This is a genomic window from Bacillus sp. Au-Bac7 (genome assembly GCF_021341655.1).
Classification (GTDB): domain Bacteria; phylum Bacillota; class Bacilli; order Bacillales; family Cytobacillaceae; genus Niallia.
Genome location: NZ_JAJTTG010000012.1, coordinates 79,076 through 92,731 on the forward strand (window position 1 = coordinate 79,076; position 13,656 = coordinate 92,731).

13 protein-coding genes and 1 riboswitch are annotated in these 13,656 nt (G+C 40.1%); of the genes, 10 read left to right on the top strand and 3 right to left on the bottom strand.

Translation table 11 applies throughout. The features are described 5' to 3' along the window. Nucleotides 1-23 precede the first annotated feature (23 nt). The 7 genes from LXM54_RS22385 (at nt 24) to LXM54_RS22415 (ending at nt 8,119) form a co-directional block, all read left to right on the top strand. On the top strand, nt 24-431 hold the full coding sequence (locus tag LXM54_RS22385; RefSeq protein ID WP_233317532.1) for a DUF350 domain-containing protein: 408 nt from the start codon (nt 24-26) through the stop codon (nt 429-431). 214 nt (nt 432-645) lie between these two features. After that, nucleotides 646-2,328 carry a long-chain-fatty-acid--CoA ligase gene (locus tag LXM54_RS22390; protein WP_233317535.1) on the top strand — a complete coding sequence of 561 codons (1,683 nt, stop codon included), beginning with the start codon at nt 646-648 and terminating at the stop codon, nt 2,326-2,328. Between the two features lie 5 nt (nt 2,329-2,333). Beyond that, complete coding sequence (locus tag LXM54_RS22395) at nt 2,334-3,077, top strand: electron transfer flavoprotein subunit beta/FixA family protein (protein WP_233317538.1); 744 nt, start codon at nt 2,334-2,336, stop codon at nt 3,075-3,077. Between the two features lie 15 nt (nt 3,078-3,092). Beyond that, a complete protein-coding gene (locus LXM54_RS22400) occupies nt 3,093-4,067 on the top strand; it encodes an electron transfer flavoprotein subunit alpha/FixB family protein (RefSeq protein WP_233317540.1) in 975 nt (324 codons plus the stop codon). A 145-nt stretch (nt 4,068-4,212) separates the two neighbouring features. Beyond that, nucleotides 4,213-4,527, top strand: a complete 315-nt coding sequence (gene trxA, locus LXM54_RS22405) for a thioredoxin (RefSeq protein ID WP_144456514.1) — start codon at nt 4,213-4,215, stop codon at nt 4,525-4,527. 199 nt (nt 4,528-4,726) lie between these two features. After that, nucleotides 4,727-6,499 carry an excinuclease ABC subunit UvrC gene (uvrC, locus tag LXM54_RS22410; RefSeq protein ID WP_233317542.1) on the top strand — a complete coding sequence of 591 codons (1,773 nt, stop codon included), beginning with the start codon at nt 4,727-4,729 and terminating at the stop codon, nt 6,497-6,499. A gap of 84 nt (nt 6,500-6,583) precedes the next feature. Further along, nucleotides 6,584-6,764, top strand: a riboswitch (Lysine riboswitch). Nucleotides 6,765-6,886: 122 nt separating this feature from the next. Beyond that, complete coding sequence (locus LXM54_RS22415; RefSeq protein ID WP_233317543.1) at nt 6,887-8,119, top strand: aspartate kinase; 1,233 nt, start codon at nt 6,887-6,889, stop codon at nt 8,117-8,119. 37 nt (nt 8,120-8,156) lie between these two features. Here the strand turns inward: LXM54_RS22415 and LXM54_RS22420 are convergent, their stop codons facing one another. Next, on the bottom strand, nt 8,157-8,612 hold the full coding sequence (locus LXM54_RS22420) for a YslB family protein (RefSeq protein WP_233317545.1): 456 nt from the start codon (nt 8,610-8,612) through the stop codon (nt 8,157-8,159). A gap of 506 nt (nt 8,613-9,118) precedes the next feature. Between LXM54_RS22420 and LXM54_RS22425 the strand changes: the two genes are divergently transcribed. Genes LXM54_RS22425 through sdhB form a run of 3 tightly spaced genes read left to right on the top strand, consistent with a single transcriptional unit; the run spans nt 9,119 to nt 12,296 of the window. Further along, on the top strand, nt 9,119-9,727 hold the full coding sequence (locus LXM54_RS22425; protein ID WP_233317547.1) for a succinate dehydrogenase cytochrome b558 subunit: 609 nt from the start codon (nt 9,119-9,121) through the stop codon (nt 9,725-9,727). A gap of 42 nt (nt 9,728-9,769) precedes the next feature. Then, nucleotides 9,770-11,533: a succinate dehydrogenase flavoprotein subunit gene (gene sdhA, locus LXM54_RS22430; protein WP_233317549.1), complete on the top strand. Its 1,764-nt coding sequence runs from the start codon at nt 9,770-9,772 to the stop codon at nt 11,531-11,533. 1 nt (nt 11,534) lies between these two features. Then, nucleotides 11,535-12,296: a succinate dehydrogenase iron-sulfur subunit gene (gene sdhB / locus LXM54_RS22435; RefSeq protein WP_233317551.1), complete on the top strand. Its 762-nt coding sequence runs from the start codon at nt 11,535-11,537 to the stop codon at nt 12,294-12,296. A gap of 119 nt (nt 12,297-12,415) precedes the next feature. On the opposite strand, the gene LXM54_RS22440 is transcribed toward sdhB, so the two are convergent. Both LXM54_RS22440 and LXM54_RS22445 read right to left on the bottom strand, forming a co-directional pair. Further along, nucleotides 12,416-13,090 carry a DUF2642 domain-containing protein gene (locus LXM54_RS22440; protein ID WP_233317553.1) on the bottom strand — a complete coding sequence of 225 codons (675 nt, stop codon included), beginning with the start codon at nt 13,088-13,090 and terminating at the stop codon, nt 12,416-12,418. Nucleotides 13,091-13,133: 43 nt separating this feature from the next. After that, on the bottom strand, nt 13,134-13,656 hold a 523-nt coding region (locus LXM54_RS22445), incomplete at its 5' end, for a hypothetical protein (protein ID WP_233317557.1).

Sequence of the window (13,656 nt, forward strand, 5' to 3'; positions counted from 1 at the left end):
AGACAAGAGAGAGGAGATGCCAGATGAATGCATTTTGGAGCAATGAATATGTGAACACCGCTGGCGATTACAGTGTTGTTATCCTGAGCATCGTTGTTTTTTTATCTATATTTGAATTAGTTACAAAATATAATAACTGGGAAGAGATAAAAAAAGGGAATGTTGCTGTTGCGATGGCAACAGGCGGTAAAATATTCGGGATTGCGAATGTATTCAGGCATTCCATCATGCAGAATGACTCATTGCTGACGATGATTGCCTGGGGAATATTCGGTTTCTTCCTATTGCTGATAGGATACTTTATTTTTGAGTTTTTAACACCGAAATTTAAGATTGATGAAGAGATAAAAAATGATAACAGAGCGGTCGGTCTTATCTCTATGATTATTTCAATCGGCCTTTCCTATATAATAGGTGCAGGCATCTCCTAATGGGGTAGACCAGTTTTTTAAGTATACTGGCTGGCTGCAGATCTACAACCTTATAGAAGTTTGGCTACATTCAGAGACCAGTTTCAAGGAAACTGGTCTCTTATGTTATTTAAAAATGCCCTTTTTATAATTTAGGCTTATTTTAAATGTCCTAAAGCTCCTTCCCGCCATATAATAAGCTAGTACAATCTCAACTATGTTAGGAGGAGCAGGTTTGGAAACAGAGAAACCTTGGCTTGAACTTTATCCAAAGGAAACAGCGAAAAATGTTTATTATAAGGCAGAAACCCTTCCCCAGCTGCTGCGCAATGCAGCAATAGAATATCCGAAACATAAGGCAGTTCACTTTATGGGAAAGGAATTAACGTTTAAGCAAACGTATCAAAAATCATCTAAACTAGCAGCTTATTTGCAAAGCATCGGAGTGAATAAGGGAGACAGGGTTGCAGTAATGCTGCCAAATATCCCGCAAACTGTAATCAGTTTTTATGCCATTATGCTTGCCGGAGCGATTGTAGTTCCAGTAAACCCTCTTTATAAAGAAAGAGAAATTGAATTTATCCTCAATGACGCTGGCGCAAAAGTCATTATTACACTCGATATCCTTTACAACCGCGTAAAAAATGTACAAGAAATGACAAGTATAGAGCAAATACTTGTAACCTCTATCAGTGAATTCCTCCCATTCCCCAAAAATCTCGTTTATCCATATATCCAGAAAAAAGAGCATGGCATTATTCCTTCCGTCAAACATGAGGGATCTACCCATCTGTTAAAAAAAATTTGGAAAAAGCCTGTAGAAGAGTTTACAGAACACAGCCTTAACTTTGAGGAAGACTTGGCGATTATCCAGTACACAGGAGGAACAACAGGATTCCCGAAAGGCGTTATGCTAACACATCAAAACCTTGTTGCCAACACTGCTATGTGCCGCCAGTGGCTGTATAAGCTGGAGAAAGGCAAAGAAAGGCTCCTTGCAATTATGCCCCTTTTCCATGTGTATGGGATGATGACTGTGCTTGTCCTGTCTGTCATGGAGATATACAAAATGATCTTGCTCCCAAAATTTGATGCGACTACTGCACTTAAAACGATTCATAAACAAAAGCCTACCGTATTCCCTGGGGCGCCGACCATTTATATCGGCTTGTTGAACCATCCAGATATTAAAAAATATGACCTATCCTCAATCATTGCCGCTATAAGCGGTTCTGCTCCGCTTCCTAAAGAGATTATCGACCGCTTTGAAGAGAAGACTGGCGGAAAGCTGGTTGAGGGCTATGGACTGACAGAAGCCTCTCCAGTGACTCATGTTAACTTCTTATGGGATCACGATATTGTTAAAGGAAGCATAGGTGTACCGTGGCCTGGTACAGATGCTGCTGTTTTCTCGCCGGAAACGGGTGAAATGCTCCCTCCTGGAGAAATTGGTGAGCTGGCAGTTAAAGGACCACAAGTAATGAAGGGATATTGGAATAATCAAGAAGAGACAGAGCTTGTTCTAAAGGACGGATGGCTGTATACAGGCGACCTCTGTTATATGGATGAAAAGGGCTTTTTCTATATTGTTGACAGGAAGAAGGATACGATAATCGCCGGCGGCTTTAATATATATCCACGAGAAGTTGAAGAGGTTCTGTATGAGCATCCTGCCGTTCAGGAAGCAGCAGTTGTCGGTGTGAAAGACTCTTACCGCGGCGAAACAGTGAAGGCATTTATTGTGTTGAAAGAAGGAGAGCAGGTTTCAGACGATGAGCTGAATACATTTATGCGAACAAGGATGGCAACCTTTAAGGTGCCAAGAATTTATGAATTCCGTGATGAGCTGCCAAAGTCAGCGATCGGCAAAGTATTGAGAAGAGAGTTAAAGGAGAAGGAAACGGAAGAAGGGAGATAATGGGGATGAATATCATCGTCTTGCTTTCAATCGTCCTGGAAGCAAACCAGCAGCTTATGATTGAGAACGGGAAGATACAGCATACCAATTTAAAAGAAAGTGTTAATCCGCCAGATGAAGCAGCATTAGAGGAAGCTCTGCTTTTAAAGGAAGCTTACGGAGGCAGCGTTACAGTCTTGACTGTTCACCATCGGGAAGCTGAAAAACATCTTAGAAGAGCACTTGCGATGGGAGCAGACAATGCCCTATTCGTAAAAACAGACGAAGACTTAGAGCCGGCTGTCATTTCTAAGCTTATTGCTGAGCAATTAAGCAGCCTGCCGTATGATCTTATCTTAGCTGGAGACTTTTCGACAAATGGGGGCTCAGGACAAGTTGGACCTAGAGTGGCAACAATATTAGGACTTCCCTTCCTTTCAAAGGCGGCAAAGCTGGAAGTAGAAAAAGAGGCTGTTTTCATAACGAAGGAGAGCAATGGAGATTTAGAGACATATAAAGGGAAATTTCCAGTTCTCCTCACAATCCCGCAAGGCCTGCATACACCTCGTTTGCCGAAGCTCTCAAGCATCATGAAGGCTAAACAAAAGCCTCTCGAAAAAAAGACAGCAGCCTATCAAAATCAAAAGGATATTCAAACAGTTGATTTCAGCTATTTCGTAAATGATCGGAAAAAGATTCTGTTGGAAGGGGAACTGGAAGACAAAGTGAAACAATTGGCGCAAATAATACAAAGCCATATACAAGAGTGACGGGAGTGAGAGAAATTGAAAAAGCGAATAGTGATTATTGCGGAAAAAAGACAGGATAAATTACATTCAGTCACATTAGAGTGCATGGAGGCAGCTACTAAAATATCCAGCGATAGCGAAATAGTTGTCTTGCTTCTCGGCGACGACGATGATGAATCAATTGCTGATGATCTTATGTATTATCACTGTGACAGAGTTGTGTTCATGAAAAACAGTAAGCTCTCCAGACCTAATGTTCATACATTGCTTCCTCTCATAAAGCAATTCATAGAAGCAGAGCAGCCTTATGCCGTGTTATTAGGACAGACGGACTTTGGCAAAACACTAGCAGCATGTCTTTCCGAATCCCTTAAACTCCCCCTAGTTTCTAATATTGTAGAAATAAAAAAGGGGCCAGATAGCTTGTTTGTAACAAGACAAATTTTATCTGGAAATATTATCAACAAGGTGCAGATAAACAATCATTGTATTTTAAGCATAAAGCAAAAAGCTTGGAAAGCTGATAACAGGCTTGAGGAGAAAAAGGGTATTAAAGAGATACAATCTCCAATTGTAAACAATCCTGACTTTTCCCTTGTCCGGCTTGAGAAAAAGAGCAGCGGCAAGGAAGAACTGGCAAATGCCAACATAATTGCTGCAGCAGGCAGAGGTGTTGGAAATGAAAGTGGCTATCTTCTTGTCAAACAGCTTGCCGAGACATTAGGAGGTAAAGTTGGCGTGTCACGAGGGGCTGTTGAACTTGGCGTGTGTGATGCATCCAATCAAATTGGCCAGACAGGAGAAACAGTCGCCCCAAAAATATATATCGCATGTGGAATTTCAGGAGCTATCCAGCATCTAGTCGGCATTACGTCAGCAGATATCATTATTGCGATTAACAAGGATGAAGAAGCACCGATTTTTCAAGCATCAGATTATGGAATTGTCGGGAATGTTTTTGATGTGTTGCCATTACTAGAGAAAGGCTTGAGATCTCAAGACAGCCAATAACGAAAGTCAAGTGGGCAAAACGACTGAATAGATGCAGGAACAGATGGGAAAAATGATGGACGAAACAAATTATTAGCATCAATAGTAAAACGGTGGTATACTTTGGGATATTATCAGGTTTAACACTAAGAGGAGGCATATATAAATGGCAATTTCACATGCAACAGATCAAAACTTTTCAGAAGAAACAGGTTCAGGCGTAGTCCTTGCAGATTTTTGGGCACCTTGGTGCGGACCATGTAAAATGATTGCACCAGTATTGGAAGAATTGGATTCAGAAATTGGTGATAAAGTTAAAATCGTGAAAATCGATGTTGACGAAAACCAAGAATCAGCTTCTAAATTCGGCGTAATGAGCATCCCAACATTGTTGGTATTCAAAGACGGCGAAGTAGTCGATAAAGTTGTTGGTTTCCAACCAAAAGAAGCTCTTTCTGAGCTATTGGCTAAACACGTTTAAGACTCAAAAACAAAACCCTGGGACTTCCTAGGGTTCTTTTTTTGGCCTTTAATCAGCTTTTAGTTGGACTTTTGGAAAAATCCTCATTCCCTTCCTCCAACTTACACACACTCATAGTTGCTGAAAACGAGCTTCTGCCCTATCATATATAATAGTACTTATGTTCTGTATAAACAAGTGCGTTCAGGGAGGGACTGCAATGAACGATACAATAAAAAACAAACTGATGCTTTTGCCTGACCAGCCAGGATGCTACCTGATGAAAGACAGACAAGGAACGATCATCTATGTAGGGAAAGCAAAGGTACTTAAAAACCGCGTCCGCTCTTATTTCACTGGTTCGCATGACGGGAAAACCTTGCGGCTTGTGAATGAAATAGAGGACTTTGAATATATTATCACTTCATCTAATATAGAAGCACTTATCTTAGAGATTAATCTAATTAAAAAGCATGATCCGAAATACAATATTATGCTTAAGGACGACAAAAGTTATCCATTTATTAAGCTGACAGCAGAAAGACATCCCCGGTTAATTACGACACGTAATGTGAAAAAGGATAAAGGCAAATACTTCGGTCCATACCCTAACGTACAGGCCGCTAATGAAACGAAAAAGCTCCTTGACAGGCTTTATCCTCTTCGTAAATGCACTACATTGCCAGACAGAGTATGTCTTTATTATCATCTTGGACAATGCCTTGCTCCATGTGTAAATGAGGTGCCTCAGGAAGAATACCGCAAGATGGTTGATGAGATTACAAAGTTTCTGAATGGCGGCTATAAGGAGATAAAAAAGGAGCTCACAGCAAAAATGTCAGCTGCTGCTGAGGAGCTTGATTTTGAGCGGGCAAAAGAATACAGAGACCAGATTGCTAATATTGAAGCTACGATGGAAAAGCAAAAAATGATGATGACTGACCTTGTCGACAGAGATGTTTTTGGATATTCAGTTGACAAAGGCTGGATGTGTGTCCAAGTGTTTTTCATCAGACAAGGAAAGCTGATTGAGCGAGATGTTAGCATGTTCCCAATTTATCAAGAGCCGGAAGAAGAGATGCTCACCTATTTCGGACAATTTTATTCAAAGGCTAATCATTTCAAACCGAAAGAAATCTTAATACCAGATTCCATTCAAGGGGAAATGGTCGAAGAGCTTCTTGGTGTGAAAGTGATTAAACCGCAAAGAGGTCAGAAAAAGGACCTAGTATTGTTGGCAAATAAAAATGCCAAAAATGCTCTTCATGAAAAATTTGCTTTAATTGACAGAGACGAAGAGCGCACAATCAAAGCAGTAGAGAATTTAGGAAGCCAGATGGGGATTTACACGCCGCACAGAATTGAAGCCTTTGATAACAGTAATATTCAAGGAACAAACCCAGTTTCGGCCATGATTGTGTTTGTTGACGGAAAACCGGCGAAAAAGGAATACAGGAAGTATAAGATAAAGTCAGTTCAAGGACCGGATGATTATGAATCGATGCGGGAGGTTGTGCGCAGAAGATATCAGCGCGTATTAAAAGATGGACTGCCAATGCCAGATTTGATTCTTGTTGATGGAGGGAAAGGTCATATTGAGGCTGTCAAAGAAATTCTCCTCGATGAACTGGCACTCGATATTCCGGTTGCAGGCTTGGCGAAAGACGATAAGCACAGAACTTCCCAGCTGCTTTACGGAAATCCGCTTGAAATTATACCGCTGGCACGAAACAGCCAGGAGTTCTATCTCCTGCAGCGTATTCAAGACGAAGTCCATCGGTTTGCGATTACCTTTCATCGTCAAGTGCGCTCGAAAAATGCCTTCCAGTCTATGCTTGATGACATTGCAGGGATTGGAGAAAAACGTCGTAAGCTCCTGTTAAAAACATTTGGATCTGTTAAAAAGATGAAAGAGGCATCGATTACTGACTTCACAAATATCGGAATTCCAGCTGCTGTTGCAGAGGAGCTTCTTGAAAAATTAAAAGATTGATTGTATTTTTATGCAAAAAAATAAAAAATAGCGTTGTTAAGCTGAAAACCATATGCTATAATGATGGCAACTTATAACTTAATAAGTGAAGGTAGAGGTGCGAGCTTCAATAGTAATAATTCGGAGAAGGATGAGCTTCATTGAAGAATTATGAAAGGGAAGATCGCCGAAGTGAAGGGATAACTCATCGTTCCTTTGCTGGTTTTGCATTGAATAAATGTAAGACTGTCAAAACAAGGAACTGTTTTGGAGAGCTATCTCGCTGTTTGTGCACATTTATATGTATTTACCTGCACGGCAATGAGATGTTCTCATTGCCTTTTTTGTTTGCAAAAAAAGGTGATAGAACAGAGCTTCTAAGAAGAGAAAAGAAGGTAGGGAATAGCTGTGGGATTAGTAGTTCAAAAATTTGGCGGAACATCTGTCGGAAGTGCAGAGAGAATTAAACATGTTGCCGAAAGAGTAATGGAAGAAAAAAATCGTGGGAATGACGTCGTTGTCGTCGTTTCAGCAATGGGAAAAACAACGGATTCATTAGTAAAACTAGCTGGTGAAATTACAGAAAAGCCGAGCAAACGAGAAATGGATGTACTCCTGTCAACAGGAGAACAAATCACAATCAGTTTACTTGCTATGGCTCTGAATGAAAAGAATATAGATGCCATTTCGTTTACAGGCTGGCAGGCAGGCATGGAGACAGAAGCAGTCCATGGCAATGCCCGCATATTAAATATAAAAACAGAGAGAATCGAAGAACATCTGATGGATGGCAAGGTTGTCATTGTCGCAGGCTTCCAAGGAATCACAGAAGGCGGAGACATTACAACACTTGGCCGCGGCGGTTCTGATACGACTGCGGTAGCTCTAGCAGCTGCGTTAAAGGCAGATAAATGCGATATTTATACGGATGTTACAGGTGTATATACGACAGATCCGCGCTTTGTAAAAGAAGCAAGAAAACTGCTGTCCATTTCATATGATGAAATGCTAGAATTGGCAAACCTTGGCGCAGGGGTATTGCATCCACGAGCAGTTGAATATGCGAAAAACTATCAAATGCCGCTTGTGGTCCGTTCAAGCATGGAACAAGAAGAAGGAACTATCATCGAGGAGGAAGTATCAATGGAACAAAATTTAGTAGTACGCGGAGTCGCTTTTGAAGATAATATTACGAGTGTAACGGTGTTTGGGCTGAAAGATCCGCTAACTAGCCTTTCCACTATCTTTTCTACATTGGCTTCACATCACATCAATGTGGATATTATCATACAAAGCTTGACTGAAAGCAAAGGAACGAACCTTTCCTTCTCCATTAAGGACAGTGATTTAGGAGAAACAGTTAAGGTCCTTGAAGAAAACAAAGCAGTGCTTGGTTATGATAGAGTTGCGTCAGAGCAAGGACTTGCGAAAGTCTCTATTGTCGGCTCTGGCATGATTTCCAATCCAGGTGTTGCTGCAGACATGTTCAAAGTGCTGGCAGAACAAGATATTGTGATAAAAATGGTAAGCACATCAGAAATTAAGGTGTCTACTGTTATTGAGAAAAGCAATATGGTGAAAGCAGTCGAAACACTTCATGATGCGTTCGATTTGAGCAATTTACCGGTTATTAATGCATAACAACAATAAAAAGGTCCTCAAGAAAGAGGACCTTTTTTTATACAGGATCTTTGCTGTCCCAGCGGACAGTGATAGTAATTTTTTTGCCGCGTCGTTTTGGATCTTCAAACGCTTCTGCAACTACTTCTTTTAATTGTTCGTGCTGCTGTGCAAGGTAGCCTGCTTCCAACTGGAATGTGCATTTGCCCTTTTCCTTCAGCCTTTGTTCAATTAATGGACTTGTAATGCTATATTCCATCTCATTTTTATTTGCTTTCACGATTTCAAGCTGACCCCAGCCTGCTTTTTCAAAAAAAGCAGCTGCTCCTTCCAAGTGGTCAAGGGGGAAAGTTCGGGCAATTCTTTTGCCAGCCCAATAAAGGATATCCGGAGTATCTCTTCCAAGCAAGTCAGGTATTAAAATTTCACGCAGCAATTCGTATCCATAGGCAGGTACTGTAAGAGAGTCTTCCTCTACTTTCGTTATTCTTTCTTCTGTTGTAATCTCGCTCAATTGCCTCTCTCCTCTTTCTACAATTCTATTAAATATATGTTATTAAATTCATTAAATGCATCGTAAATTTCGACAAAAAATATATCGCTTTAATAGTATACTTTAAAATCTAGAAAAAAACATAGCGATAAGGGAATAATAACAGGAAAATCAGGTCTATTTTATTAGTTCTGTATGGCAAAATAACACATCATATAAAGCTTTAAGCCAAGCAAGAAAAAGCTAGGAGAAAAAGCAGGCTTAATCTTACTGCCATCTGCTCTATCAGCTTCTATTATTTTTCCCTTAGGGCCAAAGTTTCTATGCGGTAAAATAAAGTAGAAATTTTTCCAAGAGCAAAATCATATAATAAAAAAGGATAAAGAAATCTGGAATAATTGTATCCGTTTTCTTGACCGAGATTTTTATTGGGAGTACAATGAAATTGTCACAGAATTGTAAGTTTTCTATCTTGTAATCGCTTTTATGAGGAAAAAGAACTATTTCATCATTAGGGGGGGAAAAGTATGGCAAAAAATCGAGAGTTTCTATTCAGAAGATTACATTCTTTACTGGGGGTTATCCCAGTCGGTGTATTTTTGATCCAGCATTTGGTTGTCAATCATTTTGCTACAAAGGGACCGGAATCATTTAATAAGGCAGCTGCCTTTATGGAGCATTTGCCGTTCCGATACTTTTTAGAAATTTTCGTGATTTTTTTACCAATTATTTATCACGCTGTATACGGTATTTATATTGCTTTTACAGCCAAGAACAATACGAAGAAATATGGATATTTCCGAAATTGGATGTTTTATATCCAGAGGGTTACTGGAATTGTAACATTGATATTCATTGTATGGCATGTTTGGGAAACACGGGTAGCTGCTCAAATGGGGAAAGAAGTCAATTATAATATGATGGAGGAAATCTTAGGAAATCCTTGGATGTTTGCCTTTTATTTAGTTGGTGTAATCTCCACTATATTCCATTTCTCTAACGGGTTATGGTCATTCTGTGTCAGCTGGGGAATTACAGTTACTCCTAAATCACAAAGAATTAGTACATATGTTACGATTGGAATTTTCATTATCTTATCAACAATCGGCGTACGAGCGCTGTTAGCTTTTGTATAGAAACTAGAATGATAGAGCACTAGATTAAGGGAGTGGAATAAAATGAGTAAAGGGAAAGTCATTATTGTAGGCGGTGGTTTAGCAGGATTAATGGCCACAATCAAAGTAGCGGAAACTGGGACACCTGTCGAATTGTTTTCCCTTGTGCCAGTCAAGCGTTCCCATTCTGTTTGTGCACAAGGCGGCATAAACGGTGCGGTAAACACGAAAGGGGAAGGGGATTCTCCTTGGGAGCATTTTGATGATACTGTATACGGCGGGGATTTCTTAGCAAACCAGCCGCCAGTTAAAGCGATGGCAGAAGCTGCACCAGGGATTATTCATTTGTTGGACCGCATGGGCGTAATGTTCAACAGGACACCAGAAGGACTTCTTGATTTCCGCCGTTTTGGAGGAACACAGTATCACCGGACAGCATTCGCTGGAGCAACGACTGGACAGCAGCTTTTGTATGCATTGGATGAGCAAGTACGCCGATACGAGGTAGATGGACTAGTTGTTAAATATGAGGGCTGGGAATTCCTTGGAGCAGTCCTTGATGACGAAGGTGTCTGCCGCGGTATAAGAGCGCAAGACTTAAAAACAATGGAGATTAAAGCTTTCCCTGGTGATGCTGTTATTATGGCAACAGGCGGACCTGGTATCATCTTTGGTAAATCGACAAACTCTGTTATCAATACAGGATCTGCCGCTGCCATCACTTATCAACAGGGTGCTTACTATGCAAACGGGGAGTTCATCCAAATTCATCCAACTGCTATTCCTGGCGATGATAAACTCCGCCTGATGAGTGAATCAGCAAGGGGTGAAGGCGGAAGGGTCTGGACCTATAAAGATGGAAAACCATGGTACTTCCTTGAAGAAAAATATCCTGCATACGGCAATCTTGTGCCAAGGGATATTGCGACAAGGGAAATCTTCCATGTTTGTGTAGACCAAAAGCTTGGCATCAACGGAGAAAATATGGTGTATTTGGACTTGTCCCATAAGAATCCGAAGGAGCTTGACATAAAACTCGGCGGTATCATTGAAATATATGAAAAATTCATGGGCGATGATCCTCGAAAAGTACCAATGAAAATATTCCCGGCAGTTCATTACTCAATGGGCGGATTATGGGTCGATTATGATCAAATGACAAATATCCCTGGCTTATTTGCTGCAGGGGAATGCGATTATTCTCAGCATGGTGCAAACCGGTTAGGAGCAAACAGCTTGCTGTCTGCCATTTACGGCGGTATGGTTGTTGGTCCGAATGCAGTCAAATACATTAACGGTTTGAGCAAAAGTGCAGAAGACCTATCCTCTACCCTATACGATCAAGCAGTCAAAGAAGAACAAGGAAAATGGGATAGTATTATGAAGCTGGACGGAACGGAAAATGCCTATGTGCTTCATAAGGAATTAGGGGAATGGATGACAGATAACGTAACAGTAGTTCGTTATAATGACAAACTTCAAGATACAGATAACAAAATCCAGGAATTGCTGGAGCGCTATAAAAACATCAATATTAATGATACAGCGAAATGGAGCAATCAAGGAGCAGTGTTTACACGCCAGCTTCAAAATATGCTTCAGCTGGCAAGGGTAATCACAATTGGAGCATATAACCGTAATGAAAGCCGCGGCGCTCACTATAAACCTGATTATCCAGACAGAAATGATGAAGACTTCTTGAAGACAACAATGGCAAAGTTCGTATCAGAAAGTGAAGCACCTCAATTCCATTATGAGGATGTTGATACATCACTAATTACGCCTAGAAAACGGGATTATTCGAAACAAAAAGAAGGAGTGAAATAAGATGGGGGAAGCAAGTACGGTTACATTTCTGATAACAAGACAAGATGATCCTGATTCAGCACCCTATTCAGAAGAATTTAAATTGCCATACAGACCGAACATGAATGTTATCTCTGCCCTAATGGAAATACGAAGAAATCCAGTCAACAGCAAAGGGGAAAAAACAACTCCAATTTCCTGGGATATGAACTGCTTGGAGGAAGTATGCGGAGCTTGTTCGATGGTCATCAACGGAAGACCAAGACAGTCATGCACAGCATTAGTCGACCAGCTTGAACAGCCGATCCGCTTGGAACCGATGCGCACATTCCCAGTTGTCAGAGACTTGCAGGTCGACAGAACCCGCATGTTTGACAGCTTGAAAAAGGTGAAAGCATGGATTCCAATCGATGGTACTTATGATCTTGGACCAGGACCGAGAATGCCTGAAAAGAAAAGACAATGGGCATATGAACTGTCTAAATGCATGACATGCGGTGTTTGCTTAGAAGCTTGCCCGAATGTGAACAGCAAATCGGATTTTATTGGACCAGCTCCATTATCCCAAGTGCGTCTCTTTAATGCCCATCCGACAGGAGCGATGAATAAGTCAGAGCGCCTTGAACAAATTATGGGAGATGGAGGGCTTGCAAATTGCGGCAATTCCCAAAACTGTGTTCAATCTTGTCCAAAAGGAATTCCATTGACCACTTCCATTGCAGCATTGAACAGAGATACCACCTTTGAAGCATTCAAGAGCTTTTTTGGCAGTGATAGTGTTTAATAAAAAAGAGATGGCTGAGAAAAAAAGCCATCTCCTTTTTATTTTCATCAAAGACAGAAAATATAAAAGGAAAGGCAAAAGAAAAACATCTTCCCTGAGATGTTTTTTAGTTGTCTTTATTATGGTAAGTGAACCGATTTTAAATGGGCTAGCTTCCAATAAACAGGTATACCCTCGGCTGTAATTATCTCTATAATATTGTTGGAAATATTTTTTACTAAACCAATCTTGTCAGGAGCATCTCCTAAATCAAATACAAGTAATTGGTCAGCATGTTTTTTTAATTGTTCTTCAAAAGTGCGGGCTAAAGGTATAGTGGAGGGGACAATGGGGAGATCTGCGTTATTCAAAGTATAGGGTGTTAAATTAGAAGTATAGGGAATAAGCCATTTTATGTGATGCATGGAAATGAAAATAGTCTTAAAAACTGGTGAGTAAAATACAATATAGTCATTCAAAATATTAGTAATATAGCCATGAATAGACTTATTTCCTGTGACAAATAATTCTATAAACTGCCCCTTCGCATTATTTAGGATTTTTCGATATGAAATGTTTTCACTAGCATCTTGAAATGGCAAATCTCCGCCAGTTGTATCAATAGTGAATTCTGATTCTCCTTTAAGCGATTTTTTTATATTATGGACATGGTTAAGCGGAATATAAAGGTACTTTTCGCCATCATTTATCACGATAATATCTAGGCCGTTGTCCAAGAGAACTCCGGAAAACACAGTTTTTCCTGATATTTCAACCTTTACATACTCATTTTGCAATTTTTTTATGCTATCCATCTATTCACTTCCTTAAAAAAAGCAAGTAATTAAAATACTCCCATCATTTCTTTGATTTTTTTAGTCGTTCTTCTCTGATTTTCTTGTACATATATTCGGCATGTTTCATTAAGGCAAAATACTGCTTCTCCAATGCGAGTTTTTGATCTTTTGCATTGATTATCTGTGTTTTTACATCTGTTTTTGTATTATTTGTAGTATTTAAAGGAACTTCCTGAACTTCCGCTTCCTTTTTCTTTTCTTGTTCAGTGTGGCTTTTTTTGCTTCTTAAAGAAGAGCCTAAGGGATTAAGAGGATGCTTAAAGATACTATCTGCTGCTGTATTGTTCTCCGTCGGTTTCACTTCTTTCTTTGGAGAAACTTGATCACTTTCAGCTTTAGGAGATTTTTCCAAAGTGTCAGCACTTCCTTTGTATTTTTGTGATAGAACATTTGTCAAAAAGTCATGCAGTGTATTATCTTGTTTCTTGTTCTTTCTTGGTGGCAAATCAGCATAGCCGTTGTTTGTTTCACGAACACCACTTATGATAGGGTCTGATTCGACTGAGACCGCATCTGCAACTGGT

Coding starts and splice junctions, on each gene's coding strand:
- LXM54_RS22385 (WP_233317532.1), top strand. CDS start 24: ATGAATGCATTTTGGAGCAATGAATATGTGAACACCGCTGGCGATTAC.
- LXM54_RS22395 (WP_233317538.1), top strand. CDS start 2,334: ATGAATATCATCGTCTTGCTTTCAATCGTCCTGGAAGCAAACCAGCAG.
- trxA (WP_144456514.1), top strand. CDS start 4,213: ATGGCAATTTCACATGCAACAGATCAAAACTTTTCAGAAGAAACAGGT.
- uvrC (WP_233317542.1), top strand. CDS start 4,727: ATGAACGATACAATAAAAAACAAACTGATGCTTTTGCCTGACCAGCCA.
- LXM54_RS22425 (WP_233317547.1), top strand. CDS start 9,119: ATGGCAAAAAATCGAGAGTTTCTATTCAGAAGATTACATTCTTTACTG.
- sdhA (WP_233317549.1), top strand. CDS start 9,770: ATGAGTAAAGGGAAAGTCATTATTGTAGGCGGTGGTTTAGCAGGATTA.
- sdhB (WP_233317551.1), top strand. CDS start 11,535: ATGGGGGAAGCAAGTACGGTTACATTTCTGATAACAAGACAAGATGAT.
- LXM54_RS22440 (WP_233317553.1), bottom strand. CDS start 13,090: ATGGATAGCATAAAAAAATTGCAAAATGAGTATGTAAAGGTTGAAATA.